The organism is Novosphingobium sp. AAP83 (genome assembly GCF_001295795.1).
GTDB lineage: Bacteria > Pseudomonadota > Alphaproteobacteria > Sphingomonadales > Sphingomonadaceae > Novosphingobium.
Genome location: NZ_LJHY01000016.1, coordinates 59295 through 76823, shown reverse-complemented (window position 1 = coordinate 76823; position 17529 = coordinate 59295). Strand labels below are relative to the sequence as shown.

General features: G+C 58.9%; 14 protein-coding genes and 1 pseudogene. 9 read left to right on the top strand and 6 right to left on the bottom strand.

The window, feature by feature from the left end:
* The first annotated feature begins 98 nt into the window (after window positions 1–98).
* The 4 genes from IP81_RS07125 (at window position 99) to IP81_RS07110 (ending at window position 3998) form a co-directional block, all read left to right on the top strand.
* Window positions 99–1496: an SRPBCC family protein gene (locus IP81_RS07125; protein ID WP_054107300.1), complete on the top strand. Its 1398-nt coding sequence runs from the start codon at window positions 99–101 to the stop codon at window positions 1494–1496.
* Window positions 1486–1857 carry an EthD domain-containing protein gene (locus IP81_RS07120; RefSeq protein ID WP_197274557.1) on the top strand — a complete coding sequence of 124 codons (372 nt, stop codon included), beginning with the start codon at window positions 1486–1488 and terminating at the stop codon, window positions 1855–1857. Before IP81_RS07125 ends, IP81_RS07120 begins: the two co-directional genes overlap by 11 nt.
* Before the next feature lie 2 nt (window positions 1858–1859).
* Window positions 1860–2636 carry an SDR family NAD(P)-dependent oxidoreductase gene (locus tag IP81_RS07115; RefSeq protein ID WP_054107299.1) on the top strand — a complete coding sequence of 259 codons (777 nt, stop codon included), beginning with the start codon at window positions 1860–1862 and terminating at the stop codon, window positions 2634–2636.
* Between the two features lie 93 nt (window positions 2637–2729).
* The gene (locus tag IP81_RS07110) at window positions 2730–3998 is read left to right on the top strand and encodes an amidohydrolase family protein (RefSeq protein ID WP_054107298.1); all 1269 of its coding nucleotides are present in this window, start codon (window positions 2730–2732) and stop codon (window positions 3996–3998) included.
* A 42-nt stretch (window positions 3999–4040) separates the two neighbouring features.
* Here the strand turns inward: IP81_RS07110 and IP81_RS07105 are convergent, their stop codons facing one another.
* From IP81_RS07105 to IP81_RS07085, 5 genes are all read right to left on the bottom strand, one after another.
* A complete protein-coding gene (locus tag IP81_RS07105) occupies window positions 4041–5636 on the bottom strand; it encodes a gluconolaconase (RefSeq protein WP_054107297.1) in 1596 nt (531 codons plus the stop codon).
* Window positions 5637–5660: 24 nt separating this feature from the next.
* Window positions 5661–7070 (bottom strand): aldehyde dehydrogenase family protein, encoded by a 1410-nt coding sequence (locus IP81_RS07100; protein WP_054107296.1) that lies wholly within the window; start codon window positions 7068–7070, stop codon window positions 5661–5663.
* Window positions 7071–7223: 153 nt separating this feature from the next.
* Window positions 7224–9053 (bottom strand): thiamine pyrophosphate-binding protein, encoded by a 1830-nt coding sequence (locus IP81_RS07095; RefSeq protein WP_054107295.1) that lies wholly within the window; start codon window positions 9051–9053, stop codon window positions 7224–7226.
* Complete coding sequence (locus IP81_RS07090) at window positions 9050–10432, bottom strand: SRPBCC family protein (RefSeq protein ID WP_054107294.1); 1383 nt, start codon at window positions 10430–10432, stop codon at window positions 9050–9052. The genes IP81_RS07095 and IP81_RS07090 overlap by 4 nt, the downstream gene beginning before the upstream one ends.
* Window positions 10433–10458: 26 nt before the next feature.
* Entirely contained in the window at window positions 10459–12285 is a 1827-nt protein-coding gene (locus tag IP81_RS07085) for an NAD(P)/FAD-dependent oxidoreductase (protein ID WP_054107293.1), read from the bottom strand.
* 279 nt (window positions 12286–12564) lie between these two features.
* Between IP81_RS07085 and IP81_RS07080 the strand changes: the two genes are divergently transcribed.
* The 4 genes from IP81_RS07080 to IP81_RS07065 are packed head-to-tail and all read left to right on the top strand — an operon-like array spanning window position 12565 to window position 15282.
* Window positions 12565–13308, top strand: a complete 744-nt coding sequence (locus IP81_RS07080; RefSeq protein WP_231626259.1) for an SDR family NAD(P)-dependent oxidoreductase — start codon at window positions 12565–12567, stop codon at window positions 13306–13308.
* Window positions 13305–14588: an MFS transporter gene (locus IP81_RS07075; protein WP_054107291.1), complete on the top strand. Its 1284-nt coding sequence runs from the start codon at window positions 13305–13307 to the stop codon at window positions 14586–14588. The genes IP81_RS07080 and IP81_RS07075 overlap by 4 nt, the downstream gene beginning before the upstream one ends.
* Window positions 14585–14971 carry a hypothetical protein gene (locus tag IP81_RS07070; protein ID WP_054107290.1) on the top strand — a complete coding sequence of 129 codons (387 nt, stop codon included), beginning with the start codon at window positions 14585–14587 and terminating at the stop codon, window positions 14969–14971. The genes IP81_RS07075 and IP81_RS07070 overlap by 4 nt, the downstream gene beginning before the upstream one ends.
* 11 nt (window positions 14972–14982) lie before the next feature.
* A complete protein-coding gene (locus tag IP81_RS07065) occupies window positions 14983–15282 on the top strand; it encodes a DUF1330 domain-containing protein (protein ID WP_054107289.1) in 300 nt (99 codons plus the stop codon).
* On the opposite strand, the gene IP81_RS07060 is transcribed toward IP81_RS07065, so the two are convergent.
* Window positions 15279–15824, bottom strand: a complete 546-nt coding sequence (locus tag IP81_RS07060; RefSeq protein ID WP_231626258.1) for a nuclear transport factor 2 family protein — start codon at window positions 15822–15824, stop codon at window positions 15279–15281. The two genes, IP81_RS07065 and IP81_RS07060, sit on opposite strands and share 4 nt — an antisense overlap.
* Window positions 15825–15985: 161 nt before the next feature.
* Between IP81_RS07060 and IP81_RS07055 the strand changes: the two are divergent.
* A pseudogene (locus IP81_RS07055) lies at window positions 15986–17479 on the top strand (CoA-acylating methylmalonate-semialdehyde dehydrogenase).
* Window positions 17480–17529: the final 50 nt, after the last annotated feature.

Genomic DNA, 17529 nt, shown 5'->3' with positions numbered 1-17529 from the left:
TCGCCCCCGCGCTTAACGCAACGCCCGTGCCTTGGCGGTTGTGCCAAACCCCATAGCAGCTAGTTTTATCGGCAAAATCTGATTGAGAGAGGTGTTCCATGGCCGAGGCAGACCCCAAACTGTCCATTCCGTTCAAGGTCGTCGAAGCCGACCGCATTCCCTCGCCGCGCTATTACGACGAGCAGTTCTATAAGCTGGAATGTGAAAAGCTTTGGCCACACGTCTGGCAGATGGCCTGCCGGGTTGAGCAATTGCCCGAAGTGGGTGATTGGATCGAGTATTCAAACCTTGGCAAATCGATCATTGTGGTGCGCACCAAGGATGGCATTCGCGCGTTCCACAACGCCTGCCGCCATCGCGGCCTGCCGCTGACCGAAAACGCAGGCCACGGCAATTGCAAGACCGCCGGTTTCATCTGCCCGTTCCACGGTTGGCGCTGGAACATCGAAGGCAAAAATACCTTCGTCTATGGCCGCCACATGTTTGAAGAACGCCAGCTTGATGAAGCCGATCTGGCCCTGCGGCCCTGCCGCCATGAAGAAGCGATCGGCTGCGTATTTATCAACTTTGATGATGATGCGCCTTCATTTGCCGACACGATCGGTCCGGTGCTGCAACGCCTTGAAAAGCGCGGCCACAGTAACCAGCGCGCCGAATGGTGGTACGCCACCGAACTTCCCGCCAACTGGAAGACTGCGATCGAGGCCTTCATGGAAGGCTACCATGTGATGCGTACGCACCCGCAGCTGCAACAGGCAGCGCCCATGCTCTATAACATGATGTATGGTATGGACACCGGCGGCATCGGCGTGCCGATGAACCCCAACCTGTCAATTGCCGACAATATCAAGGCCCAGATCAAGCATCTTGGCCTGTTGAGCGAAGGCATGGCCGGAATGGTCCATGAAAAGGAAGTGGCGATTGCGCGCCAGCTTGCCGATGTGCCGCTGCCCGAGGATCCTCAGCTGGCGTTGATGACATGGTTTGGCATCGTCCAGCACCAAATTCACGAACAATTGACCGCGCGTGGTGAAAATGTGCCCGATCTCAATGCACTGGCAGTGTCCGATCCGCTCAGCGCGGTTGAATTCCTGTTCCCGCACTATTTCCTGCTGCCGTTCTTCACCAGCACATCGGCTTATCGCATCCGCCCGACCGGGCCTGAAACCTGCATTTTTGAAATCTGGTCGCTCACGCATTTCGCGCCGGGTGAAGAACCTGCACCTGTGATGGAACCCACGTTCCTGCCCTATGACAGCCAGGAATTCCCTCCGATTCCGCGCCAGGACTATTCGAACATCCCGATCCAGCAAAAGGGGCTCCATGCCCAAGGCTTTGATTTCATGCGGCTGTCGAGCACGATTGAAGGGCTGATCAGCAATTACAATCGCATCCTCGACGGCCATCTTGAAGGCAAACCCGCTGACAAGCTTGCCGCCGCTACGCACACGCTGGGCGGCAATTTCGATGGCAAGATCATCGAATATGACTTCTGATCCAAAGGCTGAAGTGCACAAGCTCTTGCTGTTTATGAAACGCCGACCGGATATCTCGGTCGGCGCATTTCGGGAATACTACGAGACCCGGCACATGCCGTTGTGCATGCGCTATATGCGCGGTGCCACGCGATACTTCCGTCGCTATTTGGAGCCGGTGGAAGGCATGGCCGAGCCGGAATTCGATGTGATCACCGAACTGTGGTTCACCAGTCGCGCACCCGTCGACGCGATCATCGCTACCTTGCGCAAGGATGCGATGCCGCCCGATGTGATCGCCGATGAACTTGAGTTTATCGACCGTGCCAAATCCCGCTTTTACGCGGTGAGCGAAGTCGAAACCGATCTGGGAGACGTTTGACCATGCAAGTTGCGATCATTACCGGTGCAGGCAGCGGCATCGGCCTTGAAACCGCGCGGTTGTTGCACGATCAGGGCATGGCCATTGTCGGTGTAGGCCGCAGCGCATCGAAGCTGGCAACGCTGGAAGAGGTAATTGCCGATCCTGCACGATTGGCCACGATTTCAATTGATATTTCGGCTGACCATGCGCCGCGTTCGATTGTCGAACTGGCGCTCAGCCGGTTTGGGCGCATCGATTTTCTGATCAACAATGCCGGCCTTGGCAGTCCCAAGCCACTTGATGAAACCGACGATGCAATGCTCGACGAATTCCTGAACGTGATGCTGCGCGCGCCGTTCCGGCTGTGCCGTGAGGTGATCCCGCACATGCAGGCAGGCGCGGGCGTGGTCAACGTCACCTCCACATTCGCGATGATCGGCGGCAAGCGGGGAGGGGCCTATTCTGCGGCCAAGGGCGGCCTCAAATCGCTGACCGAACACATGGCCTGCGAATATGGCCCGCGCGGAATCCGCTCGAACTGCGTAGCACCGGGCGTTACGATGACCGACATGGTACGCCATCGTTTCGAGGATGAGACCTTCAAACGCGTCAACGTCGAAACCACGCCCTATCCGCGTCTGGGTGAAGCGACCGATATCGCCAGCACCATTGCGTTCCTGTGTTCGGCAGGGGGCGAGATGATCAACGGCCAGACGATTACGGTCGATGGCGGCTGGACCAAGACCAAATATTTGTCCCCGCGTGTGCTCAATTCGGTGTGGAGTGATCCCGCATAAGGCGATCACCGTGGCAGCGATAGATTCAGGCGGCAGGTTGCTCCTGCCCATAATCCCTGCGAAAACTGAAACATAAGATGCCGGAGAAATTGCATGGCCACAGTTGAAAAGACAGAAATCGCCGAAAACGCGCGCAAGTATTGGTCTGCCGAAGGCTATACAGAAGGCGGCGTAATCCGCGAGGTTGATTACGCCTCGCAATCAGGCGGTCTTCACCCTTCACTCGAAGGCATCAAGATCGTCGATACCGATACGCATATTACCGAAGCGCCCGATTTGTTCACCAGCCGCGCGCCCGCGGCCTACAAGGACAAGGTGCCATACGTCCGCCTTGATCAGGACGGGGTTGAGCGTTGGTATGTGGGGGACCGAAACTTTGGATCGATGGGCGGAAACGTCATCCGTGCAGATAACAACAAGCTGCTCGGCCGCCTTGCATTTCCAAAGCTCGAACAGGCCCATCCCGGCGGACACGTGATGAAGGAACGCCTTAAGGCGATGGATGATATGGGCGTCTATGCCCAGATCTGTTACCAAAACTCTGGCGTCACGCAGGCCGGATCGTTGATGAGCCTTGGCGACAATGATCTCGCGCTCAATATCGTCAAAATCTATAACGATGCATCGATGGAATATACCGAGGAATCGGGTCAGCGCATCTTCAATATGGGCCATCTGCCGTTCTGGGATCAGGCCGCGTTGATGGCCGAAACACGCCGCTGCATCGATGGCGGCATTCGCGGTTTCGTTTTGCCCGATACGCCAGAGCGTGTGGGCGTGCCAAGCTTCATGCAGGAATACTGGACCCCGTTCCTCGAACTGTGCGATGCCACCGGCACCTCGCTCAACTTCCACCTCAACAGCGCGATCGATCCCAACACGATCACGTGGGAGGGCTTCGGCTTTGAACAGACGCTGTCCGTTGTGGCCACGATGTTTTCCATCGGCAATGCGGCAACGCTCGGCAACTGGATGGTCTCGGGCCGGCTTGACCGTCACCCCGGCCTGAAGATCGGTCTGATCGAAAGCGGCATGGGCTGGTTGCCTTTCGCTATCGAAGCGCTTGAGCACCAGTTTGACGAAATGTTGCCCAGCAAGAAGGGCCTGCTCAACAAACGTCCGTGGGATTACTTCCGCGATCACTTCTATTGCACGTTCTGGTTCGAAAAGGTCGGCCCCAAGCTGCTGCTGGAAACCATCGGCGTCGATAACGTGATGTTCGAAACCGATTTCCCGCACCCGACCTCGCTCTATCCCGGCGTGCAGGCGCATGTCGTCGATGTGCTTGGCGGCTATGATTTTGCCACCAAGAAGAAGGTGCTGCAGGATAACGCTTCGAAGCTTTATCGCCTGCCGTTCTGACAGGAAAAAGGGCCGGGGAGAAAATCCCCGGCCCTTCCTTTATTAGCGAGGCTTGATAGCCATCACGCTGCCCTCGGCGTCAGCCGCCAGATAAAGTGTCCCATCGGGCGCTGCCGCAATCCCGGCAAAATTGATCATCGGCCCGGACATATCGCCAATCGGCCCGAGGAACGGCATCGCGCCGCATCCGGGCGGTGGCCCAACCGGCAGTTGCGTTGCCACCGTTGTGATCGCGCCACTGGCCAGATCACATTCGGTCAGCGATTTGCCCACACTGTCCACGGCGTAAAGCTTCCCGCCCTGGATGCACAACCCTTCGGTGCGGTGCAGCCCGTCCAGAACCGTGTCGCTTTTGCCGCCGGAAAGCTTGACCACGCGGTCAGCACCGGCCTCGGCCACATAAATCGTGCCATCGCTGCCAATGGCAACGCCCATCGGCTTGTCCAGTCCGCTTGCCAATTCGGTGATCGCGCCGCCCTCGGCGCTCAACACGCGGCCCGTGCCATATTCGGCAAAGATCACCGCATTGCCAAACGCGGCCACACCCATCAGCTGGTCATAGCCATTGGCCAACCATTCGATTTCGCCGCTTGCGGGGGAATAGCGGGCCACACCGCCCATGCCGGTGGTGAAAATCCACTCGCCTGCCTTGCTCCCCGCACATACGCCGCGCGCATAGCCGGGGCTGCTGTGGGTAAACAGCATGAAAGCAAGGTCCAGCCCGCCACTGCGGTTCAGCGAATAGGAAAACGCGCCATCGGTCACCATCACGCTGCCATCTGCGCCAACCGCCAAGCCCAACGGCCATTGCAGCGCGCGCGGGATGACCGAACGTGTCTTGCCGGGGGCAAGGATTTCGGTCAACTCGCCGGGGATCGATGAAACGAAGATGCGGTCGCCCACAAAGGTCACGTTATCCAATCCGGGGCCAAGATCGGCCAGAACCTCGCGCTGGCCGCTGACCGGATCGATCCGCAGCACCTGGCCCGACATCACTTGCGTGGTGACGATCCGGCCCTTGCTGTCAAACTTGACCGAATCCGGCACGCCCAGATCGCCCGCAATCACTTGATGCGCACCGGTTTCCAGATCAATCGCCCAAATCTCATTGGTGCCCATGATCGGCGCATAAAGCCGCCCGTCCGGCCCCACATCAAACGCGTTGGCCATCGGCACATCGCCCTTGATGATGCGCGGCGCTCCGCCATTGCGGTCCAGTTCCATGATCCGCGCGCCGATGCGGCATTCGCCCACAATCAGCCGCCCCTCATGGTAGGTGATCGGGTTGGCCACCGGTATATCGCCCTGGATGACGGTAACCGTGCCGTTTGGCGCACGCATGCACACGCGCCCTTCGGTGATTTCGGTGCAATAGAGATTGCCCGCTTCATCGAACACCAGATCATCTGGGGCAATAATCGCGCCGCCCATCGGGCTGATCACCTCAACCGCGCCGCTATCGGGATCAACCGCGCTGACCAGACTGCCCGGCACTTGTGCCACCCATATCCGTCCATCGCTGGCGGTGCGGATGCCGTTGGCGCCATAGAGCCTGCTTGGCGGGGTCAAACGCGTGGCTGACCATCCTTCCGCCGTCGTTGCGGCAGGCCCGCTATAGCGGTTCAGTGTTGTGGTCATTCAATCTCTCCCACAAGATCAGGTTCAGCCGATGATCGATTTGATCTCGAGATATTCGTGGAAGCCAGCCTCGCCCCATTCGCGGCCATTGCCCGAATGCTTGTAGCCGCCGAACGGTGCGTGGAAATCAAACCCGCCGTTGACCCAGACCGCGCCCGTGCGCATCCGCCGCGCCAGTGCAATCGCCGTGTCGCGGTTCTGTCCGCTGACATAGCCGCCAAGCCCGAACACGCTGTCGTTGGCAATCTCGACCGCATGATCAAGATCATCATAGGCGATGATCACCAGCACCGGCCCGAAGATTTCCTCACGCGCGATCACCGCATCGTTGGTGCAGGCAAACACCGTCGGCTTGACGAAATAACCACGGCTCAGCCCATCGGGACGGCCCAGTCCACCCGAAACCAGCGTTGCGCCTTCATCAAGGCCCTTCTGGATATAGCCTTGAATGATGTTCCACTGCGATTTGGACACGACGGGCCCCATCGCCACGTCCGAATGCGGATCGCCCACACTCACGCCCTCGCACGCCGCCTTGGCCGCGGCCACAGCCTCGTCCAGCCGCGAACGCGGCACCAGCAGACGCGAACCTGCCGAACAGGTCTGGCCTGCATTGACCATCATGCCACCGGTTGCGGCTGCAACATTGCCCGCCATGTCCGCATCATCAAGGATGATCCACGCGCTCTTGCCGCCCAGTTCCAGCCCGACGCGTTTGACCGTATCGGCCGCGTCCTTGCTGATTTGGATGCCCACCGGCTCTGACCCGGTGAAGCTGACCATATCGACGTCGGCATGTTTGGAAAGCGCGCTCCCGATGACGCTGCCTTGCCCTTGGATCATGTTGAACACGCCCGCAGGAGTGCCCGCCTTGTGCATGATTTCGGCAAGGATTTGTGCAGAATAAGGCGCAAGTTGCGGCGGCTTCAGCACTGATGTGCAGCCCGTGGCCAGCGCCGGGAATACCTTGACGGTCACCTGATTGAGTGGCCAGTTCCATGGCGTGATCAATCCGCAAACGCCAATCGGTTCACGCACGATAAGATGCGCGCCCTTCTGCTCTTCGAACTTGAAGTTTTCCAGTACTTCGATGGCGGTTTGCAGATGGCCCGCGCCAAGCCCTGCCTGAAATCCGCAGCCCAGCGCAATCGGCGCGCCCATCTCTTCGGTAACCGCTTCGCCCATTTCCTGCATACGGTTGGCGTATTCCGCCTGAATCCCGCGCAGCAATTCCAGCCGCTCGGCAACGCTCGATTGCGACCATACGCCAAACGCCTTGCGCGCAGCGGCCACGGCTTTGTCAACGTCGGCTACCGATCCCAACGAAATCGTGCCCGAAACGTCTTCAGTCGCAGGATTGATCACGTCGGCGGTAGCGGGTGTGACCGGGTCAACCCATTTGCGATCGATATAGAACTGGGTGTAGCTGCGCATCTCTGCCTCTCCAAAACTTATGCCCTGTAGTTATCGGGCTATGGGAGGCTTGTCACCGCATCGTGCCGACATCGCCTGTGCGACGTTGGCAAACAAAAAGCGGCAGCTTTCCCGGCCTGACGGATCAGGACGGGAAAGCCGCAGCGGCCGTGCTTACTGCGTGCCTTCAGCGTACCAGGTACGGAACTTGTCGTACTTTGGCATTTCTTCCGAGTTGGCCTTCGGATCGATCGGCACGTGAATGACGGTCGGTCCGCCGCGGGCATAAGCGCGCGCAATTGCAGGGCCAATGCCATCGGCGGTCGGCACGAATTCGCCATGGGCACCAAGGCCTTCAGCGATCTTGTCGAAACGCACCTTGTCGCTCCAGTGCGTGCCGGTTTCGGCGGTGCCAGGGCCAAATGTGCGTTTGTACACGCCCACTTCAAGACCCCACTGGAAATCGACCGCAACCACGCACACCAGCGGCAGGTTGCGGCGCACAGCCACTTCCAGCTCGGCGATGTGGAACAGGAACGAGCTGTCCGAGGTGACCAGCATACCGGGGCGGGTAACACCGGTTTCGGCAATATCAGCCAGCATTGCGCCCGTGGCGTACGGCAGGCCGGTGCCGATGTGGCCATAGTTCTGGTTCCAGATCACGTCGTTCGGCTTGCACTGGTTATAAGTCCAGCCAAACACCACCGAAGCGCCGCCATCGCGGATCATAATGCCGTCTTTGGGGAACGCCTTGGTTGCTTCCACGATGAACCGCGAGGTGTGGACTGGCACATTGCCCGTGCCATCGCTCTTGGTCAGCGTTTCAATGGCCAATTCATCCAGTTCGGCTTGTCCGTCGCGCATGAACTTGGCGAGGTCTTCGCCTGCGGGACGGCCTTCGCCCAGTGCGCGGGTAAGCTGCGGCACAACTGCGCGCACATCGCCCACCAACGGCACGTCGATCGGACGGTTCACGCCTATCGCTGTCGGGTCTTGCTGAACGTAGATCCACTTGCGGTTGGCTTCGCCTGCATACCAATGGCGCCAGCGGCCGAAGTGCAAGGGTTCGCCCAGTTCTGTGGCCAGCGCGACCACACAATCTGATGCTTCCACCGCTTCGATCGAGGCGTCCGAGAACACATACTGGAACGTACGGTCTTCAATACCCTCGATATAGCTGGTGCCGCCAGAGGTCTGGATCACCGGGCAATTCATTTTGAGCGCGAGTGCCTTGACCGCTTCGCCAGACTTGGTGGTGTGCACGGCATGGCCCACCAGCAGGATCGGATTCTTCGCCTTCAGGATCAGCTCTGCCGCTTCTGCAATACGGTCACCATCGGCACCCTGATTGGTCAGGCGATAGCGGTGTGGCGGCAGCACTTCAGGAACATCAAGCTCTTCAAGGATGATGTGCGAAGGGTATTCGATATACGTGGGGCCGGGCGTGCCCGACATCGCCACGCGAATGGCTTCACGGACAACTTCATCGGTTTGCTCGGCATACTCGATGGCGCCCGAATACTTGACGCTGTCTTCGATCATCGGTTCCTGACGGACGAACTGGATACGCCCGCGACGGACGCGGCGTTCTGTCACTCGCGCGCGCTGGCCACCGATGAAGATGACCGGCGAGTTTTCAACTTTGCAGCACTGGATCGCGGGCATCATGTTGGCAAGGCCCGGCCCGAGTGTGCCAAAGCAAACGGCAGGCTTGCCGGTGATGCGCGATGCGGCCTCGGCCATGAAACCGGCGGCCGCTTCATGGTGCGGCGATACCACGGTCCAACCGCGCGCTTCGGCTTCAAGGCACAGATGCACAAAGTTCGGATCAGGAATGCCGAACAGCGTCTTGATGCCTTCGGCTTCGAAAAGGTCAAGGATGCGCTTGTAGACCGGGGTGCCGCCGGCCATCACCTTCAACTCAGACGTTGCGGTGTTTGTTGGCGCGGCTTGCCCTGGTAGTAGCGAAACTGGCTGAGCGGGCTTGGGATCGTCATAGCTCATTTCAAAATCCTTGGCGCGCCGATTCCGGTGAATTCGGCGAGGTTGCGGTGTGCATTGATGATTTTCTGTTCCTGATGCGGGTTGGGCAGCGCGCCTTTGAAGCCGCGCGATTTCATGCCTTTGTGCACCCACTTCATGTTGGCAAAATCCTGGGCGAGAACCTTGCCCCAGTTTTCTTCGGTCGGCTCGGCCTCAACCCACTCGGTCTTCGGCTCCTCGCCTTCGGGATAGCGCTCAAGCGCATAGGCCTCGAAGATGCACATATCGGGATCGTTGCCATAAGGCCGCGCGCGATAGGCCAGCGCGAAGGTCACCCCTTGCAGGATGTTTTGGTTGGGAAACAGCGTCCAGGCAAGGCCCGCCTCGGCCATGACCGCAGGAGGAATTTCTGGCCAGATCACTCCACGCGCCGCATCATCGGCTTTGGCCGAAGCCATCCAATGCGCCATCACTTCGCCCACGGTTGATCCTTCGGGCAGCTCATCCTGCAAACGGCGCGCCGCATTGATCAGCGTATCGGTCGATGCCGAATAATTGATTGTGGTGTAATTCTCGTACGCCAGTTCATAGGTCGAGATGCGCGGATCGGCACCTTTGCCCGCACGGCTGACCGAACCGCCCTGCGTGCTCGATTCAGCAGATTTGCGCTGATCGAAACCGGATACACTGTGCAGGCCATATTGCTTGGAATAGGCATAGAATTCGGCAAATGCGGTCAACTGATGATGCGTTGCGGTGGTGTGATATGGCTCCATGAAAGCCTCGATCGAAGTCTTCCAGTTGGCCGGATAAATGCACCATTGCCGCCACTTATAGCGCATCTTGTCCAATTCGAAGTGTGACAGGATACGCCCGGCATCACCCAGAAACTCTTCAAGGCTTTCAGCCGCTTCCTCGCGCTGGTCGATATAGAGGTAACCGCCCCAGGTATCGACGCGGACCGGGGTCAGCGATGTGCAATTGGGATTGATCGCACCACCCCAGTCATCCTCATCGAGAATGTAGTTGTTGTGGCCTTCAATGTCATAAGACCACCCGTGGAACGCGCAAACAAAGCTGCGCGCATTGCCGCGCACACCGTTGCTGCCCGCAGGCACATCAATCAACTGGCGTCCACGATGCGCGCACACGTTGTAAAACGCCTTGATCGTATCAGGAGCGGTCCGGATGACGATGATGGAATCATCGCAGATATCGTACGTGAAGTAATCGCCGACGTTCGGAATGTCTTCCTCGCGCCCCGCCATCTGCCACACGCGCGGCCACAAGCGTTCTTTTTCAACCTTCAGATATTCTTCTGAAAGAAACGCCTCGGTGCCATAAGTGACCGCAACCTCGTCATCGAGGTCTTTGGGTGTGATATTGGTTGGTTCGGTCATATCATGCTCCTCGGCAGGGCAGCGGTTTAAGCCGTCACCGCCATCCCTTCCATGTCACCGGCATCGCGCCACTGCGCCAGCATCGCTTCAAAGTGATCCCAGCCGTAACCCCAACCCGGGAACAGCGCCCACTTGGGCTTGGTGTCACCTTCATTGTTGAAGTATCCGGGCGGGCAGCGCAGCTGCAGTTCCGAGACGTCCATTTTGATTTCGTTGTAGGTCTTTACATAGGCATCTTGGGCTTCTTGGGTTGGCTCAACTGCGTTAACCCCGCGCCGCAGCGCCTCGCCAATGATCCATGCGATATGCGCGCATTGTCCACCGAAATGCTCGGTCACCGATGAATTGATGCCGCCCTGGATATAGCCGATGAAGCCCATGTTCGGGAAATTATGCGTGGTGATGCCGTGCAGCGTGGCAGGGCCATCGCGCCAGTGATCGTAAATCGAAACGCCGCCACGGCCTTCGAATTTGCCAATGCTCCAGCGCCGCTCAAGATCGGATGTCACCTCGAAACCGCTGGCAAAAATGATGCAGTCGATCTCGTGTTCTTCACCGCCCGCCATGAAGCCATTTTCGGTCATCTCCTCAAGGCCTTGCGTGTCAGACACATCGACCAGAGTCACGTTGGGGCGATTGAACGCGGGGTAAAAGGCATCGCTGGAAAGAGGGCGCTTGCACATGTGGTAATAGTACGGCTTGAGCGCTTCTGCGGTCGCGGGGTCTTCCACCAGTTCATCGCAACGCGCGCGCAAGCGCTCCATCACGCGGAAGTCCATTTCATCGCGCTTGGCCATGAATTCTTCCATCGTCAGCTCTTTGCCTGCAGCGGCAATTTCAGCAGAGAGGTTGCGATTGATCTCGGTCCAGATGTCGCAAATCAGATCGGTTTCGCCGGGCTGGAACACTTCTTGTGCGCCACGGTGGAAGTTGGCGATCCGCTCCTTCTGCCAGCCGGGCTTGAGCGAACTTGCCCATTCGGCGCTGGTCGGCGGGTTGGGGCGCTTGTCGACCGTTGATGGCGTACGCTGGATAACGAACAAGTGCTTGGAATGCTCGGCAAGCGGCGGCACGGTCTGGATGGCGGTTGCACCCGTTCCGACAATGGCCACACGCTTGTCGCCCAGCTTGTCCAGTTGCGGATCGCCGTATGCGCCGCCAGTGTAATCATAATCCCAGCGCGAGGTGTGGAAGATCTTGCCTTTGAACTTTTCAATGCCTTTCACCGCTGGCAGCTTGGGCATGTTCAATACGCCCGATGCCGTCACCACATAGCGCGCACGGATCGCATCGCCACGGTTGGTGGTGATGTGCCAGCGGGCGCCCGCGTCGTCCCATATCACACTGGTCACTTGCGTGTGGAACAGGGCGCGTTCAGCAAAGCCACCACGCACCGCAATGGACTTGGCGTAGGCCTGGATTTCATGGCCGTCCGAAAACTTCTTCGACGGCATGAAGCCCATTTCTTCCAGAAACGGCAGGTAGCAATAGGCATCGTTATCGCACTGCACGCCTGGGTACTGGTTCCAGTACCACACCCCGCCGAAATCGCCTGCGGTATCGATGTTGCGGAAGTTGGTGACGCCTTGCTTTACAAGGTAATGGCCCGCCATGATGCCGCCCCAGCCCGCGCCAAGCACGATCGCGTCGATATCTTCATCCAGCGCATCACGCGGCACGACCGCCTTGTAAGGATCAACCGAATAATCGGGCACGAAGCTGCCACTTGGCCGCACATATTGCGCCTGACCCTCTTTGCGCAGCCGCCGCGCCCGTTCGACACGGTATTTGTCACGCAAGGCCGTAAAATCAATCGTATCGGGCAATGGCGTGGTGGTGGGGTGGCAGGTCATCTGGTTTCCTGGGATGTATTGCAGAGGCCAGTCATTAATCCGCTGCAGCCCTGAATCCACCTCAAACCAACACCCCGTCCATCAAATCGCCACCACGTTAAAAGGGGGCATTTTGCAGGGCATGGCCATCGCGCCCGCGATTTGCAGAAGGCGTGGTGAAACAAGCCGCTGCACGGCGGTGCATTTTGATATGTCTTGCGCAGGATTGGTCGAAACCGGGCGCCAAAGCGCATGCAATCAATCCGATAGGAGAGAGACGGGATGCATATGGCGGGCGATATGGCGGACAAAGTTGCGTTGATTACCGGCGCAGGCGGCGGGCTTGGCCGCGCAACGGCGATCAAGCTGGCACGGGCCGGCGCGGATGTGTGTATTGTCGATATCAAAGCCAAAGGGTTGGCCGAAACCGCTATAGAAATCGAGGCCGCAGGCCGTATCGCGCTGGTTCACGTGGCCGATCTGTCTCAAGCCGCCAATTGCGCGTCCAGTGTGGCAGCGGCAGTGGACAGTTTCGGCAGGCTGGATGCCTTGTGCAACGTGGCGGGAGTCCTGAAACTCGCCAACAGCCACGAAATGCTCCTGGCCGATTGGAACCTGGTCCTCGCGGTAAACCTCACTGCGCCCTTCCTGTTGAGCCAGACGGCCATTCCGCACCTGCTGAAAACGAATGGTGCCATCGTCAACGTGGCCTCGCTCGCCGCGCATATGGGGCAGGCCTACGCTGCAGCCTATTGCGCAACAAAAGCAGGCCTTGTGCATATGACTAAAGCGATGGCGATGGAATATCTGAAGCAGCCCATCCGCATCAACGCGCTTTCGCCCGGCGGGATGTCCACACCGATCGCAGCAAACTTCGTTCCGCCGCCCGGGGCCGATCCCGAATTGCTTGCGCGCTTCCGGCCTCTGCGCGGGCTGGTCGAGGTGGAGGAGATGGCCGACATGGTCGCCTACCTCGCCTCGGATGCGTCACGCGGATTTCATGGCGCGGTTCTGCAAATGGACAAAGGGGTCACCGCAGGATGAACAATGCCATTTCCGCACCGTCCGTTCGCGGCGAATTTCGCCAGCATTGGCTTCTGGTACTGGCCGCCGCAACCGGCTTTGGTTTCAGCGCGATTGTCTCGGTCACCACCGGCTTGTTCATGGAACCGCTAGGCCGCGAATTCGGCTGGGGCCGGGCGCTGCAAGCCTCCGGCGCTTCGATCACCGCCATTCTGACGTTCCTGATGTCGCCGTTCTTCGGCGCTCTGATTGATCGTTGGGGCACGCGCGGGATGGCGCTGGCGGGGATCGTCCTGGCCAGCCTGATCATCTCCGGCTTCAGCCTTGCCAATGGCTCACCCGTGCAGTGGATGGCGTTGTGGGGCTTCTATGCTTTTGCCGGGGTGATGATCAAATCGACCGTCTGGACCGCCGCAATCTCCAGCGTTTTCAAAGAGGGCAGGGGCTTGGCGCTCGGCCTCACGTTATCTGGCACCGCAGTCGCTGCGATCATTTTTGCGCCGCTGACCGATTGGCTGATCAACTCTTACGGCTGGCGTGGCGCCTGGATTGGGCTGGGCCTCGGTGCCGGAACATTAACCTTCGTGTTATGCGCGCTGTTCTTTTTCGATGGCTACGCCATGGCGAAATCAAAGCAGGCCAAGACGGGTGAGGTGCCGACAAAGGGCCCGCTGCTCGATGTGCCAGGCCTTTCCATTGCGGAGGCATGGCGCGATTCTGCACTGTGGCGGATCGGCCTTTCCACGTTCTTGATGATGGTCGTCACCATCGCGCTTAACGTGCACCAGTTCGAAATCTTGCGATCAACCGGCCTTACCCGCACTACGGCCGCCTACTATTCCAGCATCGCCGGTTTTGCCGGGATTGCGGGCAAGCTGATCACCGGTTGGTTGCTTGATCGCTATCACGTGCGCTGGGTCGGAGGCATCACGTTGGGGATGACCACGGTGGCTTTCGCGTTGCTGCTCCTGCCCAATCTCACCGCGCCGATCATCATAGCTGCGATGGTAGTCAACGGCTACAGCGCGGGCACCAAGCTGCAAGTCGCCAGCTACCTCACATCGGCATACGGCGGCTTGCGCAACTTTGGCGCAATGTTCGGCGTGATGGCCAGCTTGATTGCCGCAGGATCGGGGATCGGCCCCGTGCTCGCAGGCTATATCTTCGATGTTTATGGCACATATGCCCCATTCCTGATTTTCGGCATGATCGCCTCGATCTTTTGCGGTGGCCTAATTCTGTCGCTGGGTGCCTACCCGTCATGGGCCCGCAATCACGAAAAGGAACAAGTGGCGCAATGACCACGCACGAACACGCCATCCTGTTCGAACCGTTCACCCACGGTTCGATGCAATTGAACAACCGCATCGTCATGGCACCGATGATCCGGGGCTTTGCCCAAGGCGGATTGCCTGGCGCGGACCATGTTGAATATTACCGGCGGCGCGCTGAGGGCGGCGTTGGCCTGATCCTGACAGAAGGCGCAGTGATAGATCGTCCATCGTCGCGCAACGAACCTGCCAGCCTCGAACGCCTTGTCACCCGGATGGAGCGCGGCGAGTTTGATTTGATCGCCGTTGGCCGCGCCTTGATCGTTGATCCGGATTGGGCCAACAAGGTGCAAGCAGGACGGTTGGATGAACTCAGTCCCTTCGAAACCCAGGCACTAGCCAGCTTTGTTTAGGATATCAGACCATGTCTGCTTATGCGATCTTTATCCGCGATGTGCCACCGCATGATCCAGAAGGGCTTGCTACCTATCAGCAAATGAACCGCGAAAGCGTGCCAGCCTTTTTGCAATTCGGGATCGCGCCGTTAGCGGTCTACGGCAAGATCGAAGCGCTAGAAGGCACCACGCCCGATGGCGTGATCATCCTCAAGTTTCCAAGCCTTGCCGATGCGCAAGCGTGGTATAACAGTCCGGAATATCAGGCCGCTTTGCCGCATCGGATCAACGCGAGTGAATATCGCGCGTTTATCGTGGAAGGGCTTTAAGGCGCTGCAAAGAAACTCTCGCTCCAGTCGTCATTGGCGCGGCCGGCGAATGTCGGCGCGCTGAATGCCATGCCCATGACGCCTGCCGACCAGTCGATCGAAGCACCCCAATCCTGATACCAGTCATACAGCATGGTGCGACTAGCAATGCGCCAGTCGTCCCCCCGCTTTTCAAAAACATCCAGATAACGCCCGCCCAGCACCACATCATGCTCGTCCCCGTCACCATAATTGATGCGATGATAGGATATGACCTGGGTTTCCACTTTGGCGCTATCGCCCGCCAACTCGATATAGCTTTGACCAAGATGGTGCTGGGTGTTGGCAATCGCGTCTGATCCTGGCGTCACCCACGCCAGATATTCGGCGAACGTGCCCTTGAAAACGCCGTAGTCCGTCACGGAATCCGGCCAGTATGAAGCTGAAATCAGCGCCACACTCCGCCGGTCCTCGCCCCGGACAAGCTGTGCCAGGCAATGACGGATGGCGTCGCGGGCAATCATGTTTTCCAAGGCGTCATTCATCGGTAAATATTGGCGCATAGGCCCTGCGCCGTCTATCTCGACCAAGCTAAGCCGGTGCATATCGCGCAGGCGTCGCAGCCTTTTACCATCGCCCGGTCGATCTTTTTAGGGGCCGCTAGACGCAACGCCGCCCGGTATGTCACTCGGCCAAATAGCGCTTTTCTATTGGGGTTTCCAAAATGCGGCAGATTGATCATTTTATTGCAGGGGCAACGTCGCCTGCCTCACGTTTCGGCGATGTTATGGACCCCAACAATGGCGGCGTTCAGGCGCAAGTCGGCCTCGGTGATGCCGCCGTGCTCGCTCAAGCTGTGGCCGCAGCGCAAGCAGCGCAACCAGCATGAGCCGCGATGAATCCACAACGCCGCGCGCGAGTGATGTTCAATTTCAAAGCCTTGATTGAAAAGCACACCGATGAATTGGCCGCGATGCTTTCGGCCGAACACGGCAAAGTGATCGGCGACTCCAAGGGTGATATCCAGCGCGGGCTGGAGGTCGTGGAATTCTGCTGCGGCATTCCGCACGCTCTTAAAGGCGAATACACTCAAGGCGCAGGACCGGGGATCGATGTCTACTCAATGCGCCAGCCCATCGGCATCGGCGCCGGCATCACTCCCTTCAATTTTCCCGCCATGATTCCGCTGTGGATGGGTGCGGTCGCTGTTGCCGTCGGCAATGCCTTCATCCTCAAGCCTTCCGAACGCGCGCCGACCGTGCCGCACCGTTTGGGTGAACTGTTCCTCGAAGCAGGCCTGCCCGCAGGCATTTTCCAGGTCGTCAATGGTGACAAGGAAATGGTCGATGCCATCCTCGATCATCCTGCCATTGGCGCTGTCAGCTTTGTCGGCTCTTCAGACATTGCACAGTATGTCTATTCGCGCGGCGTCGCGGCGGGCAAGCGTATGCAGGCAATGGGCGGGGCCAAGAACCACGGCATCGTGATGCCGGACGCCGATCTCGATCAGGTCGTCAACGATGTTTGCGGCGCGGCCTTCGGTTCGGCCGGTGAACGCTGCATGGCGCTGCCGGTCGTGGTGCCTGTCGGCCATGAAACTGCCGAAAAGCTGAAGGCCAAGCTGATCACCGCGATAGAAGCACTCAAGGTCGGCATCTCGACCGATGGTGAAGCCCACTTTGGCCCGGTCGTTTCGGCTCTGCACAAGGCCAAAGTAGAAGGCTGGATTCAAACCGCGATCGATGAAGGTTCGGAACTGGTCATCGATGGCCGCAATCTCGTGTTGCAAGGCCATGAAGGTGGCTACTTTGTCGGCCCAACCCTGCTCGACCATGTCACCAGAGACATGACAAGCTACAAGGAAGAAATCTTCGGCCCCGTGCTGCAGATCGTCCGTGCCAAGGACTTCGAAGAAGCGCTCGAATTGCCCAGCAAGCACCAATACGGCAATGGCGTGGCCATCTTTACCCGCAACGGCAACGTCGCGCGTGAATTTGCCGCACGCGTGAATGTCGGCATGGTTGGCATCAACGTGCCGATCCCCGTGCCTGTGGCCTATCACAGCTTCGGCGGCTGGAAGCGTTCCGGCTTCGGCGATCAAAACCAATACGGCATGGAAGGCGTGCGTTTCTGGACCAAGACCAAGACCGTCACCGCCCGCTGGCCCGATGGCAGCGCCGATGCCGGTAACGCCTTCATCATCCCCACCATGAGCTGATCGTTCGCGTCAATTCTGGCGCTGACATGCCCACGCATCCCCCTGATGCG

Excerpts from the sequence above, each read along its gene's own strand:
- IP81_RS07125 (WP_054107300.1), top strand. The coding sequence starts at position 99 with ATGGCCGAGGCAGACCCCAAACTGTCCATTCCGTTCAAGGTCGTCGAA.
- IP81_RS07120 (WP_197274557.1), top strand. The coding sequence starts at position 1,486 with ATGACTTCTGATCCAAAGGCTGAAGTGCACAAGCTCTTGCTGTTTATG.
- IP81_RS07115 (WP_054107299.1), top strand. The coding sequence starts at position 1,860 with ATGCAAGTTGCGATCATTACCGGTGCAGGCAGCGGCATCGGCCTTGAA.
- IP81_RS07110 (WP_054107298.1), top strand. The coding sequence starts at position 2,730 with ATGGCCACAGTTGAAAAGACAGAAATCGCCGAAAACGCGCGCAAGTAT.
- IP81_RS07105 (WP_054107297.1), bottom strand. The coding sequence starts at position 5,636 with ATGACCACAACACTGAACCGCTATAGCGGGCCTGCCGCAACGACGGCG.
- IP81_RS07100 (WP_054107296.1), bottom strand. The coding sequence starts at position 7,070 with ATGCGCAGCTACACCCAGTTCTATATCGATCGCAAATGGGTTGACCCG.
- IP81_RS07095 (WP_054107295.1), bottom strand. The coding sequence starts at position 9,053 with ATGAGCTATGACGATCCCAAGCCCGCTCAGCCAGTTTCGCTACTACCA.
- IP81_RS07090 (WP_054107294.1), bottom strand. The coding sequence starts at position 10,432 with ATGACCGAACCAACCAATATCACACCCAAAGACCTCGATGACGAGGTT.
- IP81_RS07085 (WP_054107293.1), bottom strand. The coding sequence starts at position 12,285 with ATGACCTGCCACCCCACCACCACGCCATTGCCCGATACGATTGATTTT.
- IP81_RS07080 (WP_231626259.1), top strand. The coding sequence starts at position 12,565 with ATGGCGGACAAAGTTGCGTTGATTACCGGCGCAGGCGGCGGGCTTGGC.
- IP81_RS07075 (WP_054107291.1), top strand. The coding sequence starts at position 13,305 with ATGAACAATGCCATTTCCGCACCGTCCGTTCGCGGCGAATTTCGCCAG.
- IP81_RS07070 (WP_054107290.1), top strand. The coding sequence starts at position 14,585 with ATGACCACGCACGAACACGCCATCCTGTTCGAACCGTTCACCCACGGT.
- IP81_RS07065 (WP_054107289.1), top strand. The coding sequence starts at position 14,983 with ATGTCTGCTTATGCGATCTTTATCCGCGATGTGCCACCGCATGATCCA.
- IP81_RS07060 (WP_231626258.1), bottom strand. The coding sequence starts at position 15,824 with ATGCGCCAATATTTACCGATGAATGACGCCTTGGAAAACATGATTGCC.